The sequence below is a fragment of the Bradyrhizobium sp. HKCCYLS3077 genome (assembly GCF_051167555.1).
Taxonomy (GTDB): Bacteria; Pseudomonadota; Alphaproteobacteria; order Rhizobiales; family Xanthobacteraceae; genus Bradyrhizobium.
Window position 1 is genome coordinate 757,426 of sequence record NZ_JBNPTH010000004.1, and the last position, 25,034, is coordinate 782,459.

Genomic DNA, 25,034 nt, shown 5'->3' on the forward strand with positions numbered 1-25,034 from the left:
CGTCACCATACTAGTCGGGGCTGGAGTGTGTATGCCGCAACATTTGCATCGGGGCGCTGCGCTGACGCAGCGCCGCAAACCTGACGAAACGCTTAATGCATCGTGGGAAGATTTAAGAGCATTTCTCCTTTGTACCCGGCACCGCAGCTTTCGACATGCCGCCGATGTGCTCGGGCTCACGGCCACCACATTGATGCGCAAGATCGACCGGCTCGAGGAAGAGCTCGGCTGCAAGCTGTTCATTCGCGATCAGTCCGGCCTGTCGCTCAGCGATGAAGGGCGGTCGCTGCTGTTCGACGTCGAACAGATGGAAAGGCTGAGCTTCAACATCTTCCGGCGCGCCTCGCTCTCGACCGATACCCGCGGCTCCGTGCGCGTCGCGGTGACCGAAGGCCCCGGCAATTTCTGGATCCTGCCGCGACTGATCGACTTCCAGCGGACCTATCGCAGGATCACGGTCGATCTGAGCTGCGCGATGCAGCAGGCGGACGTCTCACGGCTGGAGGCCGACATCTCGATTCAGTTCGAGCCGCCGACCAATCCCGATGTCATCGTTGCCAAGCTCGGCCGCCTTCACATCTACGGCTTCGTGTCGGAATCCTATCGCGACGCCTATGGACTGCCGAAGACGCTCGCCGATTTCAGGAACCACCGCATCATCAAGCAGCACGGCGTGCAACTGGATGAGACCGGCTACGCCCGCATTCTCGGCTTGGAGTCCCTCGAAGGCATCGTCGGCATCTCGACGAATTCGAGCGTGGCCGTGCTCTACGCCGTCGAGCGTGGCGCCGGCATCGGCTTCCTGCCGACATCCGCGGTCGCGCTCGGCGCGCCGCTGGTTCCGGTGGACCTCGGCATCAACTACCACATGGATCTGTGGCTGACCTACCACAAGGAGTTTCGCAACTCGGACCGGCACAAGATCGTCATCGACTGGCTGAAGCGCATTTTCGATCCGAAGGTCCACGCCTGCTTCCGGGACGAATTCATCCATCCGCTGGAGCTGGTCCCCTTGATGGCGCAGGCACGGGAGGTGGTCGGCTTCGGCGGCTACGTCGCGCCCAGCCCGGTCTGAGAGCCTACCACTTGAACTCGACGCCGAGCGTGCCTTGATGCGACTGCAGCGCCGAGCGAAGCTTGGCGTCGTAGTTCACATTGATGCGCGAGGTGCTGCTCAGCGACAGCGACATCGCCGCTCCGGTGTCGGCGCCGTAGCGGCCCTCGCCCAGCCCTTGGAGCGTGATGCTTTGCGGACCGAGGCTGACGGTGACGGAGCCGAGGTTCTGGCAGACATTGTCGACGAACTTGGCGTAGGCCGAGAGGTCGAGGATCTTGCCATCGAGAATGAAATAGCGGCCGACTTCCGCGCCAACGAGAAAGCGCGCGCGCTCGAGCGACGTGCCGCCGACAATGAGCGGATCGAGGCCGCCGCTTTCCTGGAATGCGGCGGTGGTTGCGCGCGCATATTCGAAGGCGAGCTTCGGCACGACCCGGCTTTCGCCGAAGCTCCAGTAGTAGTCGAGTTCGCTCAGGACGCCGGTGATGTGGGCGCCGTAGGCTGCGCGCGTCGCACCCAGGCTGGTGCCGCGCTGCGCCTTGATCCCACCGGAGCCATGGACCACCGCGATGGCCCAGGTCCAGGGTCCCTGATCCACGGAGGCATTGAAGCCCAGCTGCGTCAGGTCGAGGGTGGCTGACTGGAGCGCCAGCGGCACGTCGACCCAGGTGCGGCTCTGGTCCACCGAGATCCCGGCATTCACGCCGGGCGCGAGGCGCATGCCGATACCGGCAACGCCGCCCCAGGTCGACCTGCGGTCGCCGACGAAATCGCCCTGGGGCTGGCTGCGAGCCCAAACCCCATAGGTTTCGCCCCAGGTCCGAAAGCGCGGCTGCTCCGCCGCCTCCGACGCGCCGCCGCCGCCGCCGGGATTGCTGCGCTGGAGCCGGCTGCCGCCATGCGTCGCCTCGGCCCCTAGCCGCTCCAAGAAGCTGGAGCCGAGATTGAGCACCGACTGGCCCGCCGAGAGATCGGCATTCAGCGCGCTTGCCTTCGGGACAGGAACAGGAACGGGGGTCGGGCTTGGCGTGGGCGTGGGGCTTGCCGACGGGCTTGGCAGGCTTGCCGCGCCGGCGGCGCCAGCGGAGAGCACGAGCGTCAGCCCGAGTGCGGCGACACCAGCCAGTGCGCGTGCGAACCCGCGCGAGCGTCCTGTCTCTGCAGCCCGAGATCCGCCGCGCATCGATGCCCGCCCCGAATTGATTAAATATCAACCGTCGGGATTTGCCTGCAGTTCTCCCTGATGGTCAATCCGGATGTTCCGGTCCGGCCCGGTCGTGCGGAACTCTGTGGTTCCGGCGCCACAACGTCGCGAGGCGCCGACGCAGCAGTGCTTGCGACTCCGCGACGCGTTCTCATCAGTCCGGCAAACTTGATATCGACGGAAAATCGTGTTGCAATCTCGGATACAATCGGATTGGCCGTTCGACTGTGCGTTTCGTGACTTCGAAAATCAAGCAGATCCCGGGAAGCCCGTTTGTGGCGTGGCACGCGCGAGCGTGGCCGCGTCTTTTTTTCGTCTAGACGGAGGAAACAACGATGCCGACCTACAAAGGCAGCGTGAAATGGTTCAACCCGACCAAGGGATACGGCTTCATCAAACCGGCCGGCGGAGACAAGGACGTGTTCGTCCATATCTCGGCCGTCGAGCGGGCCGGATTGACCACGCTCAACGAGAACCAGCCGATCGAATATGACCTGGTGGAGAGCCGCGGGAAGACGTCGGCGGAGAATTTGAAGCTGTCGTGAACCTGTGCGCGGGCGGACGCGCCGTGATGTGGGCCGCCCTCAGCTAACGAACTCCGCGCAAGGCTACTACGCGGATGACCAGACTTCGTCAGCCCTTGATGCGCCCCCGGCCCTGCCGGGGATTTTTTTGTCCGAACGCAGGCTCAGCGCGGGCGATACACGGCTGTTCCTGCGGAAAGAAACCCCTCACCCAAGCGAGCCCGCAGATCGGCCGGCGATGCCCTCTCCCCCCTGGCGAAGCAAAGCTTCGCCAGGGGGGGAGAGGGCCAGACGGTGGCAGCGTCATACTCACTCGGGCGAGGGGTTCTTTCCGCGAGCGCACTCTCTCCGCAGACAAGATCCCTCACCCGGCAACAACGCCCCAACTACGAAACCATCGGCCAGATCATCATCTGGTCCGCCTGCTCCGTCGCGGTGGTCTTGCAGAGATCGCCTTCCAGCCGCACCTGGTCTCTCGCCAGCAGCTTCAGCGCTTCCGGATAGATCCGGTGCTCGACGCCGAGGATGCGCTCCGACAGCGTGTCGGCGGTGTCGTCGTCCCGCACCACGACCGCGCCCTGCATCACGATTGGGCCGGCGTCCGTCTCGGGAATCACGAAATGCACGGTCGCGCCGGAGAGCTTCACGCCGGCGCGCAGCGCCTGGCCGTGCGGATCAAGGCCAGGGAAAGACGGCAGCAGCGAGGGATGGATGTTGAGCATCCTGCCATACCAGCGCTGCACGAACTCGGCCGTGAACAGCCGCATGAAGCCGGCCAGGCAGATGATCTCGATGCCGCGCGCGTCCAGCGCCGCCTGCAGCTTGGCCTCGAAGCCGGCGCGGTCCTTGCCGAACGGCTTGCTCTCGATCACCTCGACCGCGATGCCGCTCTCTGCGGCCTTCTGCAGTCCGGCGGCGTCCGCGCGGTTCGAGATCACGACGGCGATCTCGGCCGGAAAGCCCGGCTGCGTCGCAGCGCGGATCAGCGCGGCCATGTTCGAACCGCGACCGGAGATCAGGATGGCGACGCGGCGCTTCATCGTGGCAGCTCGTCTCACAGAGCCAGATCGAGCGCGCCGGTGTAGATCACGCGCTCCTCGCCCGACGCCGCGACCACTTCACCGAGGCGGGCGACGTGCTCGCCATTGGCGGTGAACACCTCGGTGACGGCGTCGACGGCCTCGGCCTTGACGATCACGATCATGCCGATCCCGCAATTGAAGGTGCGCAAGAGCTCGCGCTCGGCGATGCCGCCCTGCCCGGCCAGCCATTTGAACACCGGCAGCACCGGCAGATGCGTCAGGTCGATCGAGACGCCGAGATGCTTCGGCAACACACGCGGAATGTTGTCGGTGAAGCCGCCGCCGGTGATGTGCGCCAGCCCCTTCACCGCGCCGGTCTCGCGGATCGCGCGCAGGCAGGATTTCACGTAGAGCCGGGTCGGCGTCAGCAGCGCCGCGCCAAGCGTGAGCACCGGGGCGAACGGCGCCGGCGCGTCGAAGCCGAGGCCCGATTGGGCGACGATCTTGCGCACCAGCGAGTAGCCGTTGGAATGCACGCCCGAGGAGGCCAGGCCGAGCACCAGGTCGCCGGCCGCGATGTCCGGCGACGGCAGCAGGGTGCCGCGCTCGGCTGCGCCGACCGCAAAGCCGCCGAGATCGTAGTCGCCATCCTTGTAGAGGCCCGGCATCTCGGCCGTCTCGCCGCCGATCAGCGCGCAGCCGGATTCGCGGCAGCCTTCGGCGATACCGGCGACGATCGAGGCGGTCGCCTCGGGATCGAGCTTGCCGCAGGCGAAGTAGTCGAGGAAGAACAGCGGCTCGGCGCCCTGCACCACGAGATCGTTGACCGACATGGCAACGAGATCGATCCCGATGCCGCCATGCAGCCCGGTCTCGATCGCGATCTTGACCTTGGTGCCGACGCCGTCGGTCGCGGCCACCAGGATCGGATCCTTGAAGCCGGCGGCCTTCAAATCGAACAGGCCGCCGAAGCCGCCGATCTCGGCATCCGCGCCGGCGCGGGCGGTGGCGCGCACCATGGGCTTGATCAGATCGACCAGACGGTTTCCGGCATCGATATCGACGCCCGAATCTGCATAAGTGAGCCCGTTCTTGCGCTCGGTCATGGTAAAAACCCCTAATCTGACCGCTGGTTACGTCGGAATCCGGCTGCGCGCAATGGCTCGCAGGGGGCTCGTCCCCACCCTATCTAGGAACCGACCGGTTCGCTTCGCACGGAAGTGGGTTAAGTTTTGATCGAGTTGTCGTCGGGACCAGCTGCGTGACCATTCCCCACTCTATCCCCAATCTGATTACGCTGGGCCGAATCCTGCTGGTGCCGATCGTGGTCTGGGCCATCGCGGCCGGAGAGATGGAGGTCGCGTTTCTGGTGTTCGTGGTGGCCGGCGTGAGCGATGCCGTCGACGGCTTCCTGGCGCGGCGATTCAATCTCCGCTCCGAGCTCGGCGCCCTGCTCGACCCGCTGGCGGACAAGGCCCTGCTGGTTTCGATCTTCGTCACGCTCGGCATCTGGGGCGCCATCCCGCGCTGGATCGTCATCCTGGTGGTCTCGCGCGACATCATGATCGTGGCCGCGGTGATCGTCTCCTGGCTGTTCGACCGGCCGGTCGCGATGAAGCCGTTGATGGTCTCCAAGCTGAACACGGCAGCCCAGGTCGGATTTGCCGCGCTCGTGCTCGCCTCACTCAGCTTCGGCTTCGAGCCCAAGCCTTACGACGCGGTGCTGATGGTGCTGGTCACGGTCTTTACGCTCGTGTCGGTCGGGCTGTATCTGGTCGACTGGGTGCGCCACATGAGCACCATTGAAGTCCGCTGATCCTCTCAAGAGCTGTCGCGGACCTCGGGCACGCCACGTTACGGAGCACGTCGATCTTGGCCAGCCACATTCCCCCTCGCCAGCTGGCCCTTGCCCTGCCGCACGAGGAGAGCCTGACGCGGGACAACTTCTTCGAAGGTCCCGGCAACGCGGCCGGGCTCGCTCTGGTCGACGCATGGCCGGAATGGCCGGCCCGGACGATGTTCCTGGTCGGCCCCGACGGCTCCGGTAAGAGCCATCTCGCCGCGATCTGGGCCGAGCAGGCCGGCGCCCGCTCGCTGTCGGCGCATGCGCTGGAGGCCGGCGCCGTCCCCGGGGCGCTCGCCACCGGCGCGCTGGTGCTGGAGGACCTCACGGCCGCCGATCTCGATGAACGGGCCCTGTTTCATCTGCTGAACCTGGCGCGCCAGGACGAAGCCTTCGTGCTGATCACCGCCCGCGAGGCACCGGCGAGCCTGCCGATTGCGCTGGCCGACCTGAGGTCGCGGCTGCGCGCCGTCCCGGTGGTCACCCTGCTGCCGCCCGACGACCAGCTGTTCCGAGCCCTGATCGTCAAGCTCGCGGCCGACCGGCAGCTTTCGATCGACGAGACGGTCGTGAGCTACCTGGCGAGCCGCATCGAGCGATCCTATGCGGCTGCGCGCGAGACCATCGCGATGCTCGACAATGAGTCGCTGCGGCTCGGACGGCCCGTTACCCGTGCCCTGGCGGCCGAGCTGCTCCGCAGCGTGTGACCGCCGGCCATCTTGACGGCGGCCTTCGCCGGAACCTCAATGGTGCCGGCGACGTCATCCCTCTGTCATACGGCTTGCGCTACTGGTTGGCACTCGCGCCCTGATTTGGCGCCGTGACCGAATATGGATCGAGTTCTGATGGATATTGAGCAAGTGACTGAGATTGCAGCACAAGAGTCGGTTACGGCTGCCGGGATCGAGATCGCCTCGAGCCCCGAGCGCTTCATCAACCGGGAACTGTCCTGGCTGCATTTCAATCGTCGCGTGCTCGAGGAATCGGTCAATCCGCGGCACCCGGCGCTGGAGCGGGTGCGGTTCCTGTCGATTTCAGCCAACAACCTTGATGAATTCTTCATGGTCCGCGTCGCCGGCATCCGCGCCCAGGTGCGCGAGGGCATTGCCGAGCGCAGCCCGGACGGGCTGACGCCAATCGAGCAGCTGAAGCTGATCAACGAGACCGTGTCGCAGCTCGCGATCGACCAGCAGGCGATCTGGCGCGACCTGCGCAAGTTTCTCGCCGAGCTCGGCATCGTGCTGGTCGACGGCCAGGATGTCACCAAGAGCGAGCGGGCCTGGATCGAGGACCACTTCCTCGCCAACATCTTCCCGCTGCTGACGCCGCTCGCGATCGACCCGGCGCATCCGTTCCCGTTCATCCCGAGCCTCGGCTTCACCGTGGCGCTGCAGCTCACGCGCACCGCCGACGGCCGGCCGATGAACGCGCTGATCCGCATGCCCGGCAAGATCGACCGCTTCATCCGCTTCCCCGGCGCCAAGGACGGCGTGATCCGCCTGATCACCCTGGAACAGGCGACCAGCCTGTTCATCGGCCGCCTGTTCCCCGGCTACACGGTCAAGGGCCAGGGCGCCTTCCGCATCATCCGCGACAGCGAGATCGAGATCGAGGAAGAGGCCGAGGATCTGGTGCGGCTGTTCGAGACCGCGCTCAAGCGCCGCCGCCGCGGCTCGGTGATCCGGCTCGAGATCGAGGCCAACATGCCGGAGGAGCTGCGCCACTTCGTGCAGGATGCGCTGGCGACCACCGACGACGAGGTGTTCGTGGTCGACGGCGTGCTGGCGATGAACGAGCTGTCGCAGCTGACCCGCGTCGACCGGCCCGACCTGGAATTCGCGCCCTATGTGCCGCGCCATCCCGAGCGGGTGCGCGACCATGGCGGCGACATTTTTGCTGCGATCCGGCAGAAGGACCTGATCGTCCATCACCCCTACGAGTCGTTCGACGTCGTCGTGCAATTCCTGCAGCAGGCGGCGCGCGATCCCGATGTCGTCGCCATCAAGCAGACGCTGTACCGCACCTCAAATAACTCGCCGATCGTGCGCACGCTGGTGGAAGCGGCGGAGGCCGGCAAATCGGTCACCGCGCTGGTCGAGCTCAAGGCACGCTTCGACGAGGAAGCCAACATCCGCTGGGCGCGCGACCTCGAACGCGCCGGCGTGCAGGTCGTCTATGGTTTCCTGCAGCTGAAGACCCATGCGAAACTGTCGATGGTCGTGCGCCGCGAGGGCGGCAGCCTGACCACCTATGTGCACACCGGCACCGGCAACTATCATCCGGTGACGGCGCGCATCTACACCGACCTGTCCTACTTCACCTCTGACCCGGTGATCGGCCGCGACGTGACGCGGGTGTTCAACTACATCACCGGCTATGCCGAGCCGATCGACATCGAGAAAATGGCGGTGTCGCCGCTCACGCTTCGCAAGCGCATGATCGAGCACATCCATGGCGAGACCAGCTTTGCCCGCCAGGGCAAGCCGGCCGTGATCTGGATGAAGATGAACTCGCTGGTCGATCCTGATATCATCGACGCGCTGTACGAGGCCTCGCAGGCCGGCGTCTCGATCGACCTGATCGTGCGCGGCATCTGCTGCCTCAGGCCCGGCATTCCCGGCCTGTCCGACAATATTCGCGTCAAATCGGTGATCGGCCGCTTCCTCGAACATGGCCGCATCTACTGCTTCGGCATGGGACAGGGCCTGCCGAGCGCCAAGGCCGCCGTCTATATCTCCTCGGCCGACATGATGCCGCGCAATCTCGACCGCCGCGTCGAGGTGTTGTGCCCGCTGCAGAACCCGACCGTGCACCAGCAGGTGCTGGAGCAGATCATGGTCGCCAACCTCAAGGACACCGAGCAGAGCTGGCAATTGTTGCCGGATGGGTCGTCAACGCGTATGAAGGCCGCGAAGGGCGAGGAGCCGTTCAACCTGCACAATTACTTCATGACGAATCCGAGTCTGTCCGGCCGTGGAAAGTCGCTCAAGGAATCATCACCGCGCCGGCTCACGCGCCGGAACGAACGCAACTCGTCCTAGCGACCTGCTTCTCAAGGGAATGACGCGGTGAAACGGCCCGCGACCAGGGCCGGAAATGTCGGTGTCATCGACATCGGCTCGAACTCCGTCCGCCTCGTCGTCTACCAGGCGATGGAGCGCAGTCTCGTTACCGTGTTCAACGAGAAGGCGCTGTGCGGGCTCGGCCGCGAGGTGCAGACCACCGGCCTGCTCGCTGCCGACGCCGTGGACAAAGCGCTGACGGCGCTGAAGCGGTTCCGTGCGCTCTGCAAGGTGCAGAAGGTAGGCCAGGTCCATGCGATCGCCACGGCCGCCTGCCGCGATGCCTCGAACGGCCCCGACTTCATCGCCAAGGCCGAGAAGATCTGCGGCGTGCCGATCCAGATCCTCACCGGCCCCGAGGAGGCGCGCTACTCGGCGCTCGGCGTCATCTCCGGCATCCACAAGCCCGACGGCATCGTCGGCGATCTCGGCGGCGGCTCGCTGGAGCTGATCGACGTGCGGGGCCATCAGGTGCGCAGCGGCGTCACCTTGCCGCTCGGCAGCCTGGCGCTGCAGGACCTCGCCGAGAAGTCGCTGAAAAAGGCGCAGCGCATCGTCAGCGACGCGCTCACCGACCTGCCACAGCTCGCCGCTGGCGAGGGCCGCACCTTCTACGCGGTCGGCGGCACCTGGCGCGCGCTGGCGCGCATCCACATCATCCAGAGCGGCTATCCGCTCGGCGTCATGCACGGCTATGCGATCCCCGCCGCGGACGCGCTCGCCTTCGTGCGCCGGTTGCGCCGACTCGTGGCCGCAGACATGCTGGCCGACATCGAGGCCATCGCCGAGGCGCGCCGCCCGCTGCTCGCCTACGCCGCGCTCGTGCTGGAATACGTCATCCGCGTGGCCAAGCCGACCACCGTGGTGTTCTCGACCTTCGGCGTGCGCGAGGGCCTGCTCTACTCCAAGCTGCCCGATGCCGAGCGCGCCAAGGACGGCCTGCTCAGCGCGGCGCAAGGCTTGAACGAGCTGCTGTCGCGCTCGGCGCAGCATGCCCGCGAGTTGATCGACTGGACCGACCGGCTGTTTCGCGTCGTCCATGTGCGCGAGACCGAGGACGAACGCCGGCTGCGCCACGCCGCCTGCCTGATGTCCGACATCGGCTGGCGGATGCACCCGGATCATCGCGGCGAGCAGACCTATGGCATCATCCTCAACGGCAATTTCGGCACGATCAGCCACGAGGGCCGCATCTTCGTCGCGCTTTCGGTGTTCTTCCGCTACGAGGGTCAGCGCGACGAGGCCGCGGCCCCTGCCCTCACCCAGCAACTCAGTCCCGCCCAGATCGATCGCGCCCGCCTGCTCGGCACCGCCTTCCGCGTCGCGCATCTGATCTCGGCGGCGCGGCCGGGCGTGCTGTCCGCCACGCATTTCCGGACCCAGGACCGCAAGCTGATGCTGGTGTTCGAACATCACCTGGTCGATCTCGTCGCCGACCGCGTCGGCGGGCGCTTCAAGCAATTGGCGCGCCTCGTCGGCCGCACCGGCTCGGTGGTGCTGAGCTAGGCGAGTCCAACGGCTCTGAAGGCGCTAGCGGGGTTGCGGCGGCACGCCGGCCGAGATCGCGATCATGCGCTGGGCGATGATGCCGTAGACCTTGCGCCAGGCGTTCTCGACGTCTTCGGTCCATTGCGGCCCGAGACCCTTGGAGAGGCTCCACAGCAGCGCCTCGCCGACCACTGGATAGTGCTCCGGCCTGACGCCATAGCGCGCGTGATTGCGGCCGAGAATGTCGGTGCTCGACAACAGCCCCGTCATCTTGTCGAGACTGCCGACGAGCACCGCGAGCGTCGCGATGAAGTCCCGCTTGAGGACCTCCATGTCGGCCGGGAACAGCTGCCGGCATTCCGGAGCGAGCTCGAAAACACGGTTATAGAACGTCGAGGTCATCTCCGAAGCGTTGGCAAACACCATGTCGAACGACGACCTGACATGGCCGATCTCCTCTGCAGTCAACATTCACAAATCCGATTCAATCAGTCGGGCGGGACAATCGGTCGAAGTACGATGGGTGGTGTCGCTACGCGACGATCCGGTTCAAGACTATGAGACGCGAACGACCAAGCCATGCGTATTTGTCCGAGGCGCGGCACCGTGCCGCAGCCGTTTAAACATCTCCCACACCGCTTCATCGTTCGGACGCGACGTCCCGTTCGTCGTGCGAGCGGATTTTCCGTGCCCGCCTTTTGAGCGGGATCGCGAGATGAGACGCTGAGCATCATGATCAGTTTATGGGCGCTCGGTCCGAACTGTCAGAAATCCGACAAAGCTGAGCGATCTATATTTCTCATAATATAGCTTTCGGTGACTCGAAGATCATTCTAATGCCGTTGCCGCAAGGGTCGCCGCGCGGAGCCGAGGGCGCCGCCGGCTCTGCCAACAGCAAAAGGACGATGGTCTCATGGCAACCACGACGGCCGAGCTCGAGCAGCTTCTGATGCAGCGCTCGCTCACCGACGCCGAATTGATCGCGGCGGCGGAGACGGCGGCTGATTTCCGCATCCTCCCTGATGCTACCGTGATCAAGATCGGCGGACAGAGCATGATCGATCGCGGCCGTGCCGCCGTCTATCCGCTGGTCGAGGAGATCGTCACCGCGCGCAAAACGCACAAGATGCTGATCGGCACTGGCGCCGGCACCCGGGCGCGGCACCTGTATTCGATCGCCGCCGGCCTGAACCTGCCTGCCGGCGTGCTGTCGCAACTCGGCGCGTCGGTCGCCGACCAGAACGCGGCGATGCTGGGTCAGTTGCTCGCGAAACACGGCATCTCCGCGGTCGAGGGCGCCGGACTGTCCGCTGTGCCGCTGTATCTCGCCGAGGTGAACGCCGTCGTGTTCAGCGGCATGCCGCCCTACGGGCTGTGGATGCGTCCCTCGGCCGACGGCGTCATCCCGCCCTACCGCACCGACGCCGGCTGCTTCCTGGTGGCCGAGCAGTTCGGCTGCAAGGCGATGATCTATGTGAAGGACGAGAACGGCCTCTACACCGCCAATCCGAAGACCGATAGTAACGCGACCTTCATTCCGAAGATCTCGGTCGCCGAGATGAAGGCCAAGGGCCTTGCCGACTCCATCCTGGAATTCCCGATGCTCGATCTGCTCGAAGCCGCCCGCCACGTCCGCGAGGTGCAGGTCGTCAACGGCCTCGTCCCCGGCAATCTCACGCGCGCGCTTGCCGGCGAGCACGTCGGCACCATCATCACCGCACGCTAACGGACACGACCGCCATGGCCGATACCAACACCATCAAGCACGTCGCCTCGCCGCTCGCGCGCCAGACTCTGCTCGACAACAAGCTGACACGTCCCGTCGCCGGCAAGCGCCCGATCGCGCTGCTGCCCTGGCTGCAAGTGGTCAAGATCGGCGGCCGATCGATCATGGACCGCGGCGCGGACGGCATCCTTCCGCTGGTCGAGGAGATCAGGAAGCTGCTGCCCGAGCATCGCCTGCTGATCCTGACCGGCGCCGGCATCCGCGCACGCCATCTCTACGGCGTCGGCCTCGATCTCGGCCTTCCGGTCGGCTCGCTCGCGCCGCTCGCGGCCAGCGAAGCCGGACAGAACGGACACATCCTGGCAGCGCTGCTGGCCGCGGAGGGCGTCTCTTATATCGAGCACCCGACCATTGCGAACCAGCTCGCCATTCATCTGACGGCAGCGCGTGCGGTCGTCGGGAGCGCCTTCCCGCCCTATCACCACCACGAATTCCCGACCTCGCGGCTGCCGACGCACCGCGCCGACACCGGAGCCTTCCTGATCGCCGACGCGCTCGGCGCGGCGGGACTGACCATCGTCGAGGACGTGGATGGGGTGTACACGGCCGATCCGAACGGGCCCGACGCCGCCAAGGCGACATTGCTGCGCGAGACCAGCCACGACGCGCTGGCCAAGCAACAGGGCACGCTGCCGTTCGATCGCACGCTGCTCGAGGTGATGGCCAATGCCCGCCACCTCTCGCGTGTGCAAATCATCAATGGCCTGGTGCCGGGACGGCTGACGGCGGCGCTGCGCGGCCATCATGTCGGCTCGGTCATCACAACCGGCGCGCGTCCCTGATCACCCAAAGAACAAGGCCGCTCGTGCGACGAGCGGCCTTGCTGTTGGTCCGAAGTGGACGGCTTCATGCACTGACCCGCAGTCAGGGCAGTTCGACGCCGCGCGCCGGAGCGGCCTCGATCTCGTGCTTGCCCTTGTTCTGCAGCGCGCGGCCGCGCCAGATCGAGCCGGCCACCAGTACGACCAGGGCACCGAGCAGCGACATCAAGGTCTCCATGACGTCGACGTGGCTGGTCAGCTTCGAGGCGCCGGTGAACAACGCCGACGTGGCATCGATGCTGATATTGACGGTGCCGTCGAGCAGATGATGCAGCATCGGCTCGATCGCGGGATCGGTGGCGATCACTTCGCCGGCGACCCAGCCGAGCAGCATGGCGCCGAGCCAGACCAGCAGAGGGAAACGATCGAGCACGAGCATGATCAGCGCGGCGCCCGCAATGATCAGCGGGATGCTCATGGCCAGCCCGATGATCAGCAGCGACGCTTGGCCGTTGGCAGCCGCGGCGACCGCGATGACGTTGTCGAGGCTCATCACGAGGTCGGCGAGCGCGACGATGCGCACCGCATGCCACAGCGTCGTGCCGGCGGCGATGTCGTCGTTCTCGTCCTCGGGAACGAGCAGCTTGGCGGCAATCACCAGCAGGGCAAGGCCGCCGATCAGCTTCAGATAGGGCAGCGCCATCAGGGTGGCGACAATGCCGGTAAACGCGATACGGAGTGCAACGGCGATGCCGGAGCCCGCCACCATGCCCCAGAAACGGTGTTTGCCGTGCAGGCCGCGGCAGGCGAGCGCGATGACAAGCGCGTTGTCGCCCGACAACAGCACGTTGATCCAGATGATCTTGCCAAGCGCGAGCCAGAATCCGGGGCTCTGCAGATCGGCTTCGAATTGAGCGAGGAGATGACCGTAGGTGGCGGGATCAGCGAGCTGCGACAGCCAATTCACGGCCAGACCTTCCAGATGTGTTCGACGGGAATTGCACGGCCGGAAACAATGCGGCGGGGCCAGGCCCCGCCGCAATGTTCAGCGTCAGCCGACGATCTCGTTGCCGGAGAAGAACTGCGCGATCTCGATCGCAGCGGTTTCCGCCGCATCCGAGCCGTGCACCGAGTTCTCGCCGATCGACTTGGCGTGCAGCTTGCGGATGGTGCCGTCGGCCGCCTTCGACGGATCGGTCGCGCCCATCACGTCGCGGTACTTCAGGATGGCGCCCTCGCCTTCGAGAACCTGGACGACGACCGGGCCGGAGACCATGAAGTCGACCAGCTCGCCGAAGAACGGCCGCGCCTTGTGCACGGCGTAGAAGGTCTCGGCCTGATCCCGGGTCATGCGGATGCGCTTCTGGGCCACGATGCGCAGGCCGGCTTTCTCGATCAGCGCGTTGACCGCGCCGGTGAGGTTACGCTCGGTCACGTCGGGCTTGATGATCGAAAAGGTGCGCTCAATCGCCATGATATCGTCCTTGGAGGTGCGGGATTTGGGTGGGTTGCGGGCTTATATCGACGCCATGGGTCGACGGCAAGCGACCGGAGCCCTCCCGGAGGCGCGATGCCTTACGACAATTTCACGATTCTGAACATTGTCTGAAGGGCTCGTGCGCTCCTCGTTCAGGTGTCTTGCCCTATCGTGTGCACTATCGGGCGATGACGAGCCAGCCGCGATCCGGCTGACCGCCTTCTCCCAGCCTCATCCCTCGGACAATTTCGGCGCCGCCAGCGCTGTCATCCAGGAGACGATCATGTTGCGCAAACTCTCACTCATCGCCGCGGCCACGGTTGCCCTGGGCGCAGCTGCCCTCGCCCCCACTGCCGCATCGGCCCATTGGCACGGTGGTTGGCATGGCGGCGGCGGTTGGCATCACGGCTGGCACGGCGGCTACGGCTGGCACCGTCCGTTCTATGGTCCGCGCGTGTTCGTCGGCGGCCCGGCCTACAGCTACGGCTATGGCGGCTGCTACGTGCGCCGCGTGGTTCCGACCCCATGGGGGCCGCGCTGGCGCTGGATCAACCGCTGCTACTGAGAACTCCCTTGATACGAGCCTAGGAACGGCATCCGCCCCCGCCGCTCCGAACTCGCATTGCCCCGGCGTCTCCCCCACGCCGGGGCTTTTTTCGTGTGTTATCAACCCATTTTCGGCCTTCTCGGAGCTTGCGCGGAAACAATTCGGCCTCCCACGACTTGGTAAGACACTGAATTGCAACTGCTCGTGGAACTCCGTCATGTCTGGCCGCACCGCCGATTACAGCGAGGCGCTCGATCGCAAGACCAGCCGATCGATCTGTGAGGCCGTGGGCGAAAGGCTGCAGCGCAGCCTGCCGCCAGAAGGCTCCGAATTGCCCGCGTCGCTGGCCCATTTGCTGAACGAACTGCGCAAGCAGGACGACGCGGCCGCGCGCTTTGACTGACCAGCCGGCACCTGAAAACACGATAAAGCGGTTGCGTTTGGCGGCGCGCGCGGTGACAAGGCGCGCATGCTTTCCATCACCGACATCTCCATCCGCCTCGCCGGACGGCTTCTCATCGACCAGAGCTCGGTGCAGATCCCGCCCGGCGCGCGCGTCGGCCTGGTCGGCCGCAACGGTACCGGCAAGTCGACGCTGTTCAAGGCCATCCGCGGCGAACTGTCGCTGGAGAACGGCAGTATCAGCCTGCCGCCGCGGTGGCGGATCGGCAGCTTGGCGCAGGAGGCCCCGAGCGGTCCCGAGAGCCTCATCGAGGTCGTGCTGCGCGCCGACCTGGAGCGGGATGCGCTGCTGCGCGAGTCCGAGACCACCGACGATCCGGACCGGATCGCCGAGATCCAGACACGCCTCGTCGACATCGACGCGCATTCGGCGCCGGCGCGCGCGGCCGCGATCCTCAGCGGTCTCGGTTTCTCCGCGGCCGACCAGGCCCGCGCCTGCTCGGAATTCTCCGGTGGCTGGCGCATGCGCGTGGCACTTGCGGCGACGCTGTTCGCCGCGCCCGACCTGCTGCTGCTGGACGAGCCGACCAACTATCTCGATCTCGAAGGCACGCTGTGGCTCGAGGATCACCTGGCGCATTATCCGCGCACGGTGATCGTGATCAGCCACGACCGCGACCTTTTGGAAACCTCGGTCGACCAGATCCTGCATCTCGACCGCGGCAAGCTCACGCTCTACCGCGGCAGCTACTCGTCCTTCGAGGAGCAGCGCGCGACGCGCGAGATGCTCGACGCCAAGGCGGTGAAGCGCCAGGAGGCGGAGCGCGCGCGGCTGCAGGCGTTCGTCGAGCGCTTCAAGGCCAAGGCCTCGAAGGCGCGGCAGGCGCAATCGCGCGTGAAGATGCTGGAGCGCATGAAGCCGATCACCGCGCTGGTCACCCAGGACGTGCGCGAGATCACGTTTCCGGCGCCCGAGAAGCTGCTGTCGCCACCGATCATCGCGGTCGACAACGCATCGGTCGGCTACGACCCGGCACAGCCCGTGCTCAACCGCGTCACCTTGCGGATCGACAATGACGATCGCGTCGCGCTGCTCGGCGCCAATGGCAACGGCAAGTCGACGCTGGTGAAGCTGCTGGCAGGACGGCTGGCGCCGTTCTCCGGGAAAGTGACGCGCGCCGACAAGCTGTCGATCGCCTATTTCGCCCAGCATCAGCTCGATGAGCTCGACGAGAGCGGCTCACCCTACACCCATGTCCGCAAGCTGATGGGCGATGCGCCGGAATCGAAGGTGCGGGCCCGCGCCGGCGCGATCGGCTTCTCCGGCAAGGCGGCGGACACCTCGGTGAAGAGCCTGTCCGGCGGCGAGAAGGCGCGCCTGCTGCTCGGGCTGGCGACCTTCTACGGCCCGAACATGATCATCCTGGACGAGCCGACCAACCATCTCGACATCGACAGCCGCGCCGCGCTCGCGGAGGCGATCAACGAATTCCCGGGCGCCGTGATCATGGTCTCGCATGATCGCTATCTGATCGAGGCCTGCGCCGACCGTCTGTGGGTGGTGGCCGACCGCACCGTCAAGACCTATGACGGCGACCTCGACGAATACCGGCGCATGATCCTGTCAACGCGCAGCGGCGCGCCGGCGCGCGACAACGAGCGATCTCAGCCGTCGGAGAAAGCCGAGCGGCCGCGCGGCGACAACAAGCGCAGCGGGCTGAAGCAGAAGATCGCCGCGGCAGAGGCCGAGATCGCGCGCATCACCGAGATCATCGCCAAGATCGACAGCGCGTTGTCGCTGCCCGACATCTTCACGCGTGATCCGAAGCAGGCCGCGCAACTCTCCAAGGCGCGCGCCAATGCGGCGGATGCGCTCGCCCGCGCCGAGGAGCAATGGCTGGAAGCCAGCACGCTGCAAGATGAGGCGACAAGCTGAAAGAGCATCGGCGGACGAATTCCCTCGCCCGCCTGCTCACGGGTAGCGCGGCACCAAGCTTGGTCTTACAGGCTTGGTCTTAAGTGGCGCGCTTCTTCGCCTTGCTCGGCTTCGCCACCTTCGGCGCCGGTCCGGCATCGGGCGCGCGCTCGACCGACGCGAGCCGGCCGCTGTTGAAGGTGTAGACGCCGGCGCGGGCGCCGCGCAGCCATGTCACGGTGGCAACACGCTCACCGCCATTGCTCGAAATGTTGACGTTGTCAGGCGCACCGATGCCACGCACGACGTCGCACTCGGTATGGCCGAGAGCAACAGTGCCCCCGGCGGTCGGCGGCGGCGCAGCCGCGGCGTCATTCGCCATCGCATTGGCGCCGGAAGGCGCCATGCCGGGACACGCACCATCCGCGCTGACGAGATCCTCAGGCGACACCGGCTTATCCGGCGTCAACGGCGGCGCGTCGATCGAGATGTTCTTGATGAACAGGCGCTGCGGCCGGTTGAACCATTCGGCGTCCTTCGACAGGAACTCCGGCGTGCTCGAGCATCCGGCCATGACCGGTGCCAGCACAAGAAACGCCAGAACGCGCGTCAGCTGTTTGTTGTGATCTCGCACGATGAACCTTGCTGAATTGCAACCTGTGGACACTCTAAGATGTTGTCCCAACATCACTTTGCGGCACGTTCGTGACTTTGCCAACGCTTGGCCGGCAAATCGGCAGATTATCATTAATCACGATGTGCCGCTATTACCGGGCCAGCAATGAACCGGCTGCTACTGCCGACGTTGCCACCGTCCCCGCTCATCGGCCTGCCAGTAAGTGACCTCGAATCCGCGCGCTTTGCAATCGGTCCATGCCGACCGCGCTGCAGCAAGCGCATCCGGATCGTCGCCGTTGAACACCAGAACCATGCGCTCATAGTTCTGTGAGTCGGACGGCAACGGCGCGTTGTCCACGAGAAATCGCACATGCGCGCGGTTGGGATTGCTCTCCTCCACCGCCAGCAGAATCGGCTGGTCGGCTGCATCGGCCACCCGCCAGGTGGCATGCGGCAGAAACGAATCGTCACGATAGGTCCACAGATGCGCATCGAGCGCATCCGCGCGTTCCTCCGAGGTCGCTTGCACCACCACGCGCCAGCCGCGCTCGAGCGACTTCTCGAGCAGCGGCGGCAGGACGGATTCGAGCGTCATGTTCTGCAGATGATAGAACAGGACTTCGGTCATCGCAGGTTCAAGCCTTGGCGCCTGCTTTGGCCTCGTAGGCGTCCCACACCATCCGGTCGAGCAGGCGGACACCGTAGCCGGACCCCCAGCTCTGGTTGATTTCCGATTTCGGCGCGCCCATCGCGGTGCCGGCGATGTCGAGATGCGCCCATGGCGTGTCGTTGACGAAGCGCTGCAGGAATTGCGCGGCAGTGATCGAGCCGCCATGCCGTCCGCCGGTATTCTTCATGTCGGCGAACTGCGAATCGATCAGCTTGTCGTATTCGGGTCCGAGCGGCATCCGCCAGACCTTCTCACCGGTTTCCTGCCCGGCCTTGACGAGCTTGTCGGCGAGATCGTCGTTGTTGGTGAACAGGCCGGCATGCTCGGTGCCGAGCGCGACCAGGATCGCCCCCGTCAACGTCGCCAGATCGATCATGAATTTCGGCTTGTACTTGGTCGCGACGTACCAGAGCACGTCGGCGAGCACGAGCCGCCCCTCGGCATCGGTGTTGATGATCTCGATGGTCTGGCCCGACATCGAGGTGACGATGTCACCGGGACGCTGGGCGTTGCCGTCGGGCATGTTCTCGACCAGGCCGATCGCGCCGATCACATTCGCCTTGGCTTTGCGCGCGGCGAGCGCATGCATGAGGCCGACGACGCAGGCTGCGCCCCCCATGTCGCCCTTCATGTCCTCCATCGAGCCGGCCGGCTTGATCGAGATGCCGCCGGTGTCGAAGCAGACGCCCTTGCCGATGAAGGCGGCCGGCGGCTCGCCCTTCTTGCCGCCGTCGTAGCGCATCACCACCGTGCGGCTCGGCCGCGCCGAGCCCTGGCCGACGCCGAGCAGCGCGCCCATGCCGAGTTTCTTCATGGCGGGAACGTCGAGAATCTCGACGGTGACGCCGAGCTTGCGCAGCGCGGCGGCGCGCTTGGCGAATTCTTCCGGGTAAAGCACGTTCGGCGGCTCGTTCACGAGATCGCGCGCCAGGATGACGCCATCGGTCACATGCGCGCGAGGCGAGAACGCCTTCTTCGCGGCAGCGACGTCGGCGACGGCGACCGACAGGTTGGCGGACACGCCGCCCTCCTCGTCCTTCTTCTTGGTCTTGTAGCGGTCGAACCGATAGGCACGCAGCCGCACGCCTTCCGCGAGCGAGCTGACCTGGTCCGGCGTCATCGGCCCCGCGGGCAGTTCGGCCAGCACCGTCACCGCTTCAGTTCCGGCATTCAGCTTGCCGGTTAAAGTCCCGCCGTACTTGAGAAAATCCTTGTCCTTCAGATCGGCGCCCTTGCCCGTGCCGATCACGATCAAGCGCTGAATCTTGATTCCCTCGGGCGCCAGCAGGTCGAGCACGGCGCCGTCCTTGCCCTTGAACCGCGCGGCGCCAGCGGCGCGCTTGATCAGGTCCGTGGCTCCCCCGAGCGCCTTCTCGGTCGCGACTCCAAGTCGCAGGGTGTCATCGCAAAACGCCACCACGATACCGCGGGGAGCGGTCGACAGCGGGACGAAGCCGACCTTGACGGCGTCGGACATCAAGCAATCCTCCAGATTTCGACGTGATGAGCCGCCACGTCCGGCCGAAAACTTCAAGGGCCAGACGAGGATGGCGGCTGTTCAGAACCCAACTTGGCAACAGTATGGCCCGCCGTGGCCGGACCTGCCAAGGGGCCCATGAAAGGTCGCGTGGCGGAGTGGTCACAATGATGAAATTTTAACCGTATTTTCGTGGCGCCATGTCACAGCCATTTTGTCGACGGATCAAAGGGATGGTACAGATACTCACCGCCTTCGGAACGTGACGGCGACAGCAGCCTCGGGGCCCGTTGCGAGGGTTGGCTGCAGCGCTCGTTTGGGACAGCTGACTGGGGATTCGAGCGCACACGATGGGGTCCATCGACAGGTACATCTTTCGCACGACCTTGGCGTCGTTCGCGTTGGTGCTGGTCAGCCTCACCGGCGTGATCTGGATTACCCAGGCGCTGCGCGGCATCGACCTGATGACCAGCCAGGGCCAGACCATCCTGACCTTCCTCGGCATCACCGGCCTCGTGATTCCCTCGCTGCTCGGCGTCATCGCGCCGATCGCGCTGATGATCGCGGTCTCGCACACGCTCAACAAGCTCGCGACCGATTCGGAGATCATCGTCATGAACGCCGCCGGCATGTCGCCGATCCGGCTGTTCGTCCCGTTCGCCTACGCGACCTGCGTGGTCGCGATCCTGGTGACCCTGATCGCCTCGTTCTTCGCGCCCGACGGCCTGCGCCGGATCAAGCAATGGGACGCCGAGATCACCGCCGACGTGCTCGCCAACATCCTGCAGCCGGGACGCTTCGCGCAGCTCGACCAGAACCTGACGATCCGAATCGGCGAACGCTCGCCCGGCGGCGAGCTGAAGAGCATTTTGATCGACGACCGCCGCGACCCCAAGGAACGGATCACGATCATCGCCGAGAAGGGCACCGTCGTGAAGAACGCCGACGGCTCGTTCCTGGTGCTGGAGGACGGCAATCTCGAGCGCTTCGAGCTCGGCAAGCGCGAGCCGGCGATGGTCGCTTTCGCTCGCTACGCCTTCGACATGTCGAAGTTCTCGAACCAGGGCCGCGACGTCACGCTCGGCATTCGCGAGCGCTATCTTTGGGAGCTGATGGCGCCCGCCGAGAACGATCCGATCTACAAGCAGATCCCCGGACAGTTCCGGCAGGAGCTGCATGACCGCTTCCTGGCGCCGATCTATCCGTTCGCCTTTGCCGCCCTCACCTTCGCGTTCCTCGGCGCGCCACGCACGACGCGGCAGAGCCGCAACTTCTCGTTCGGCAGCGCCATCCTGGCCGTGTTCGGCGTCCGCATGGCGGGCTTTGCCTGCTCGGTCATGACGGTGAAGACCCCCATGGCCGCGCTGGTGCAATACCTGATGCTGTTCGGCGTGCTCGGCCTGTCGATCTGGATCATCGTCGGCGGCGTCGTGGTCGAGCCGCCGGCCAGGCTGATGGAGGCGATCAACCGCTCGAACGCGCGCATCGCACGGCTGTTCAGAAGGCCGGTCGCCGCATGAGCATGGTCACCAACACGCTCGGACGCTATTTCGCCGGCCGCTTCCTGGTCTCGGCGGTCGGCGTGTTCGCCAGCATCTTCATCCTGCTCGTGCTCGTCGATTACATCGAGATGGTACGCAAGACCTCCGGGCTGGCCTCGGCCTCGGCGCTGATGGTGGCGGAGACCTCCCTCTTCCGCGTGCCGCAGCTGCTCGAGAAAATGATGCCGTTCTGCGTGCTGATCGGCGCGATGACCTGCTACCTCGCGCTGTCGCGCCGGCTCGAGCTCGTGGTGGCGCGCGCCGCGGGGGTCTCGGCCTGGCAATTCATCGCGCCCGCGCTCGCCAGCGCCATCATGCTCGGCCTGATGGCAACCACGCTGTACAACCCGATGTCGGCGAATCTGCGCGAGCTCTCCAAGCGCATGGAGGCCGAGCTGTTCGGCTCCGCCCCTGGCGGCGGCGTGCAGGACGCGGCCGGCTTCTGGCTCAACCAGATCAATCCGGACGGCTCGGTCATCATCAACGCCGCGCGCAGCGAACAGCAGGGCGTGCGGCTCACCGGCCTGACCCTGTTTCGTTTTGACACGAACAAGCGCTTCAAGGACCGAATCGAAGCGCGCGAGGCGACGCTGGAGGAAGGCCGCTGGGTCTTCCGCTCGGTGCGCCGATTCTCGCTCGATGCGCCGCCGGTGGACGAACCGACGTTCATTCTTCCCACAAGCCTGACCCCGGCGCAGGTCCGAAACAGCTTCTCCACCCCCGAAACTGTGTCGTTTTGGCAACTTCCGACCTACATCCGCTCCTCGGAGAGTTCAGGCTTCGCGACCGCGGGGTACAAACTGCAGTATCATAAGCTGATCGCACAGCCGTTTCTGCTGGCTGCGATGGTCATGCTGGCCGCATCCGTAAGCTTGCGGTTCTTCCGAATGGGCGGCGTTCAAAAGATGGTTTTGAGTGGCGTGGGCGCCGGGTTTCTGCTCTACGTTCTGTCGAAAGTAACTGAAGATTTGAGCAAGGCTGAGTTGATGAATCCGATCGCTGCGGCGTGGCTGCCGGTGTTCGTCGGCGGCCTCACCGGCTTCATGGCCTTGCTCTACCAGGAGGACGGCTAGTGTCGTTCGTTGCCGTCCGTCAGACCGCGCTCGCCGCGATTCGGCAGCGTGTTGCCGCGCGCAGCGCCTGCGCGCGCGCGCGCTTCGTCGCGTCTGCCGCTACCGGATTCGTCGTGGCCGGAGGATTCGGCCTGCTGCTGGCGCTCGCCGTCGGAATCGCGGCCCCGTCTCCTGCCGCTGCCCAGAGCTTCACCTACAATCCGCGGCCGCCCAAGGCGCCGCCGCCGCGCGTCGCCAACGACAACCAGATGCTGGTGCAGGCGACCGAGGTCGACTACGACTACAACAACTCGCGCGTGTCGGCCGTCGGCAACGTGCAGCTGTTCTACAACGGTACCTCGGTCGAGGCCGACCGGGTGATCTACGACCAGAAGACAAAGCGCCTGCATGCGGAAGGCAACATCCGCATGACCGACGCCGACGGCAAGATCACCTACGCCAACAGCCTCGATCTCTCCGACGACTACCGCGACGGCTTCGTCGATTCGCTGCGGGTCGAGACCGAGGACCAGACGCGGATGGCGGCGACCCGCGCCGACCGCTCCAAGGGCAACTACACCGTCTTCGAGAACGGCGTGTACACCGCCTGCGCGCCTTGCAAGGACAATCCCAAGAAGCCGCCGCTGTGGCAGGTCAAGGGTGCGCGCATCATCCACGACCAGACCGAGAAGATGCTGTATTTCGAGAACGCCCAGCTCGAATTCTTCGGCGTTCCGCTCGCCTACATTCCCTACTTCTCGACGCCCGATCCGACGGTGAAGCGCAAGAGCGGCTTCCTGATGCCGGGCTTCACCCAGACGGGCGGCTACGGCTTCGGCGTCGACATCCCCTATTACTGGGCGATCGCGCCGGATTACGACGCGACGTTCACGCCGCGCATCACCTCCAAGCAGGGCGTGCTGGTGCAGACCGAATTCCGCCAGCGCCTCAGCAATGGCGGCTACCAGGTGCGCCTGTACGGCATCGACCAGCTGAACCGCAACGCGTTCGCCGGCCAGCCGGGCGATCGCCAGTTCCGCGGCGGCGTCGACACCAAGGGCCAGTTCGCGATCAACGACAAATGGGTGTGGGGCTGGGACGGCATCCTGCTGTCCGACTACATGTTCCTGTCGGATTACCGGCTGGCGCAGTATCGCGACCCGTTCAACTCGTTCATGAGCCTGCCGACGGAAGCGATCTCGCAGCTGTACCTGACCGGCGTCGGCAGCCGCAGCTTCTTCGACGTCCGGGCGATCCATTATCTGAGCTTCTCGGGCAACCAGCAGACTGTGCCGGTGGTCTACCCGGTGCTCGACTACTTCAACGTGCTGAACTATCCGGTGTTCGGCGGCGAGGTCAGCTACAAGACCAATTTCGTCAATCTCAGCCGCGAAACCGCGGTGTTCGATCCGATCACGACGACGGCCAACACCGCCGGCCTGTGCACCACGACATCGGCTGATCCGCGCGCTCGCCTGCCCACCCAGTGCCTGCTGCGCGCCACGCCCGGCACCTATACCCGGCTGACGGCACAGGCCGAATGGCGGCGCTCGTTCACGGACCCGTTCGGCCAGATCTGGACGCCGTTCGCGATCCTGCGCGCGGATGCGATCAACGCGCAGGTCTCGAACCAGCCGGGCGTCGGCAACTTCCTGCAGACGGGCGACACCCAGGCGCTGCGCCTGATGCCGACCGTCGGCCTCGAATATCGCTACCCGTTCATCAACGTGCAGCCGTGGGGCACCACCACGATCGAGCCGATCGCGCAGGTCATCATCCGGCCGAACGAGACCTATGCCGGCAGGCTGCCGAACGAAGACGCGCAGAGCATGGTGTACGACGCCAGCAACCTGTTCAGCGTCAACAAGTTCTCCGGCTACGACCGCGTCGAGGGCGGCGGCCGCGCCAATGTCGGCGTGCAGGCCACCACGCAGTTCGACCGCGGCGGTACCATCAACGTGCTGTTCGGCCAGTCCTACCACCTGTTCGGGCTGAACTCGTACGCGGTTCAGGACATGAACAACACAGGCATCGGGTCGGGCCTGGACAAGAACGTCTCGGACTACGTCGCCCGCGTCGATTACTCGCCGAACCGGACCTACACGTTCAGCATGCGCAGCCGGTTCGACCAGCAGACGCTGAACATCCAGCGCTTCGAGGCCGAGGCGAAGGCGAACTTCGACCGCTGGTCGGTGGCCCTGACCTACGGCAACTATGCCGCAGATCCGGCGCTCGGCTACCTCGACCGGCGTGAGGGCATCCTGGGCAGCGGCTCCGTCAAGGTGGCGCCGAACTGGATCGTCACGGGTGCAGCGCGCTGGGATCTGGCCGCCAACAAGATCAACCAGTATGTGATCGGCGCCGGCTACGTGGACGATTGTTTCGTGCTGGCCGCAAACTACGTTACGTCCTATAATTACACGGCAGGCACCACTCCGCCCGTTCTGAGCCACGCCTACATGCTCCAGATCGGACTTCGGACGCTTGCGAACTCCTCGTCCACGGGGACCGGGGCTGGTATCCAGTAGCGCGCGCCAGCCCCCCGACGGTTCCGCCGGGCTCGAGAGTTCCTCGTCGAGAGCCGTGGT

At 65.5% G+C, this 25,034-nt stretch carries 23 protein-coding genes; 14 read left to right on the plus strand and 9 right to left on the minus strand.

Going from position 1 to position 25,034, the window contains the following annotated elements:
- Window positions 1-31: 31 nt before the first annotated feature.
- The gene (locus ACQR0Z_RS19710; protein ID WP_434919716.1) at window positions 32-1,075 is read left to right on the plus strand and encodes a LysR family transcriptional regulator; all 1,044 of its coding nucleotides are present in this window, start codon (window positions 32-34) and stop codon (window positions 1,073-1,075) included.
- 4 nt (window positions 1,076-1,079) lie between these two features.
- On the opposite strand, the gene ACQR0Z_RS19715 is transcribed toward ACQR0Z_RS19710, so the two are convergent.
- Window positions 1,080-2,240: an autotransporter outer membrane beta-barrel domain-containing protein gene (locus ACQR0Z_RS19715; protein ID WP_434919717.1), complete on the minus strand. Its 1,161-nt coding sequence runs from the start codon at window positions 2,238-2,240 to the stop codon at window positions 1,080-1,082.
- A 356-nt stretch (window positions 2,241-2,596) separates the two neighbouring features.
- Here ACQR0Z_RS19715 and ACQR0Z_RS19720 point away from each other — a divergent pair, with 356 nt between their 5' ends.
- On the plus strand, window positions 2,597-2,806 hold the full coding sequence (locus ACQR0Z_RS19720) for a cold-shock protein (protein WP_434861253.1): 210 nt from the start codon (window positions 2,597-2,599) through the stop codon (window positions 2,804-2,806).
- A gap of 365 nt (window positions 2,807-3,171) precedes the next feature.
- Here ACQR0Z_RS19720 and purN read toward each other — a convergent pair whose 3' ends face one another.
- Complete coding sequence (gene purN, locus ACQR0Z_RS19725; RefSeq protein ID WP_434861252.1) at window positions 3,172-3,825, minus strand: phosphoribosylglycinamide formyltransferase; 654 nt, start codon at window positions 3,823-3,825, stop codon at window positions 3,172-3,174.
- 14 nt (window positions 3,826-3,839) lie between these two features.
- The gene (gene purM, locus ACQR0Z_RS19730) at window positions 3,840-4,913 is read right to left on the minus strand and encodes a phosphoribosylformylglycinamidine cyclo-ligase (RefSeq protein ID WP_434861251.1); all 1,074 of its coding nucleotides are present in this window, start codon (window positions 4,911-4,913) and stop codon (window positions 3,840-3,842) included.
- Between the two features lie 155 nt (window positions 4,914-5,068).
- Here purM and ACQR0Z_RS19735 point away from each other — a divergent pair, with 155 nt between their 5' ends.
- The 4 genes from ACQR0Z_RS19735 to ppx all read left to right on the plus strand — a co-directional run bounded on the left by ACQR0Z_RS19735 (window position 5,069) and on the right by ppx (window position 10,218).
- Complete coding sequence (locus ACQR0Z_RS19735) at window positions 5,069-5,623, plus strand: CDP-alcohol phosphatidyltransferase family protein (protein WP_434861250.1); 555 nt, start codon at window positions 5,069-5,071, stop codon at window positions 5,621-5,623.
- Between the two features lie 56 nt (window positions 5,624-5,679).
- Entirely contained in the window at window positions 5,680-6,357 is a 678-nt protein-coding gene (locus tag ACQR0Z_RS19740) for a chromosomal replication initiator DnaA (RefSeq protein ID WP_434861249.1), read from the plus strand.
- 138 nt (window positions 6,358-6,495) lie between these two features.
- Window positions 6,496-8,691, plus strand: a complete 2,196-nt coding sequence (locus tag ACQR0Z_RS19745) for an RNA degradosome polyphosphate kinase (protein ID WP_434919718.1) — start codon at window positions 6,496-6,498, stop codon at window positions 8,689-8,691.
- Window positions 8,692-8,718: 27 nt separating this feature from the next.
- The gene (gene ppx, locus ACQR0Z_RS19750; protein ID WP_434919719.1) at window positions 8,719-10,218 is read left to right on the plus strand and encodes an exopolyphosphatase; all 1,500 of its coding nucleotides are present in this window, start codon (window positions 8,719-8,721) and stop codon (window positions 10,216-10,218) included.
- A 24-nt stretch (window positions 10,219-10,242) separates the two neighbouring features.
- On the opposite strand, the gene ACQR0Z_RS19755 is transcribed toward ppx, so the two are convergent.
- Window positions 10,243-10,671, minus strand: a complete 429-nt coding sequence (locus ACQR0Z_RS19755) for a globin family protein (RefSeq protein WP_434919720.1) — start codon at window positions 10,669-10,671, stop codon at window positions 10,243-10,245.
- 442 nt (window positions 10,672-11,113) lie between these two features.
- On the opposite strand from ACQR0Z_RS19755, the gene ACQR0Z_RS19760 reads away from it, so the two are divergent.
- On the plus strand, window positions 11,114-11,926 hold the full coding sequence (locus ACQR0Z_RS19760) for a uridine kinase (protein WP_434919721.1): 813 nt from the start codon (window positions 11,114-11,116) through the stop codon (window positions 11,924-11,926).
- A gap of 14 nt (window positions 11,927-11,940) precedes the next feature.
- Window positions 11,941-12,768 carry a molybdenum storage protein subunit alpha gene (locus ACQR0Z_RS19765; protein WP_434919722.1) on the plus strand — a complete coding sequence of 276 codons (828 nt, stop codon included), beginning with the start codon at window positions 11,941-11,943 and terminating at the stop codon, window positions 12,766-12,768.
- A gap of 82 nt (window positions 12,769-12,850) precedes the next feature.
- Here ACQR0Z_RS19765 and ACQR0Z_RS19770 read toward each other — a convergent pair whose 3' ends face one another.
- Entirely contained in the window at window positions 12,851-13,714 is an 864-nt protein-coding gene (locus tag ACQR0Z_RS19770) for a TerC family protein (protein WP_434919723.1), read from the minus strand.
- Window positions 13,715-13,798: 84 nt separating this feature from the next.
- The gene (gene ndk, locus ACQR0Z_RS19775; protein ID WP_434919724.1) at window positions 13,799-14,221 is read right to left on the minus strand and encodes a nucleoside-diphosphate kinase; all 423 of its coding nucleotides are present in this window, start codon (window positions 14,219-14,221) and stop codon (window positions 13,799-13,801) included.
- A gap of 286 nt (window positions 14,222-14,507) precedes the next feature.
- Here ndk and ACQR0Z_RS19780 point away from each other — a divergent pair, with 286 nt between their 5' ends.
- The 3 genes from ACQR0Z_RS19780 (at window position 14,508) to ACQR0Z_RS19790 (ending at window position 17,109) form a co-directional block, all read left to right on the plus strand.
- On the plus strand, window positions 14,508-14,789 hold the full coding sequence (locus tag ACQR0Z_RS19780; protein ID WP_434861242.1) for a sulfur globule protein precursor: 282 nt from the start codon (window positions 14,508-14,510) through the stop codon (window positions 14,787-14,789).
- Between the two features lie 199 nt (window positions 14,790-14,988).
- Window positions 14,989-15,174, plus strand: a complete 186-nt coding sequence (locus ACQR0Z_RS19785) for a hypothetical protein (RefSeq protein ID WP_434861241.1) — start codon at window positions 14,989-14,991, stop codon at window positions 15,172-15,174.
- A gap of 66 nt (window positions 15,175-15,240) precedes the next feature.
- A complete protein-coding gene (locus tag ACQR0Z_RS19790) occupies window positions 15,241-17,109 on the plus strand; it encodes an ABC-F family ATP-binding cassette domain-containing protein (RefSeq protein WP_434919725.1) in 1,869 nt (622 codons plus the stop codon).
- Between the two features lie 79 nt (window positions 17,110-17,188).
- Here ACQR0Z_RS19790 and ACQR0Z_RS19795 read toward each other — a convergent pair whose 3' ends face one another.
- The 3 genes from ACQR0Z_RS19795 to ACQR0Z_RS19805 all read right to left on the minus strand — a co-directional run bounded on the left by ACQR0Z_RS19795 (window position 17,189) and on the right by ACQR0Z_RS19805 (window position 19,853).
- On the minus strand, window positions 17,189-17,677 hold the full coding sequence (locus tag ACQR0Z_RS19795; RefSeq protein WP_434876023.1) for a hypothetical protein: 489 nt from the start codon (window positions 17,675-17,677) through the stop codon (window positions 17,189-17,191).
- A 204-nt stretch (window positions 17,678-17,881) separates the two neighbouring features.
- Window positions 17,882-18,334, minus strand: coding sequence for a DNA polymerase III subunit chi (locus ACQR0Z_RS19800; protein WP_434919726.1), 453 nt, complete (start codon window positions 18,332-18,334; stop codon window positions 17,882-17,884).
- 7 nt (window positions 18,335-18,341) lie between these two features.
- Window positions 18,342-19,853 carry a leucyl aminopeptidase gene (locus ACQR0Z_RS19805; protein WP_434919727.1) on the minus strand — a complete coding sequence of 504 codons (1,512 nt, stop codon included), beginning with the start codon at window positions 19,851-19,853 and terminating at the stop codon, window positions 18,342-18,344.
- A 350-nt stretch (window positions 19,854-20,203) separates the two neighbouring features.
- Here ACQR0Z_RS19805 and lptF point away from each other — a divergent pair, with 350 nt between their 5' ends.
- Genes lptF through ACQR0Z_RS19820 form a run of 3 tightly spaced genes read left to right on the plus strand, consistent with a single transcriptional unit; the run spans window position 20,204 to window position 24,974 of the window.
- Window positions 20,204-21,373, plus strand: a complete 1,170-nt coding sequence (gene lptF, locus ACQR0Z_RS19810; protein ID WP_434861237.1) for an LPS export ABC transporter permease LptF — start codon at window positions 20,204-20,206, stop codon at window positions 21,371-21,373.
- Window positions 21,370-22,467 (plus strand): LPS export ABC transporter permease LptG, encoded by a 1,098-nt coding sequence (lptG, locus tag ACQR0Z_RS19815; RefSeq protein WP_434861236.1) that lies wholly within the window; start codon window positions 21,370-21,372, stop codon window positions 22,465-22,467. Before lptF ends, lptG begins: the two co-directional genes overlap by 4 nt.
- Window positions 22,467-24,974 (plus strand): LPS-assembly protein LptD, encoded by a 2,508-nt coding sequence (locus ACQR0Z_RS19820; RefSeq protein WP_434861235.1) that lies wholly within the window; start codon window positions 22,467-22,469, stop codon window positions 24,972-24,974. Before lptG ends, ACQR0Z_RS19820 begins: the two co-directional genes overlap by 1 nt.
- Window positions 24,975-25,034 lie beyond the last annotated feature (60 nt).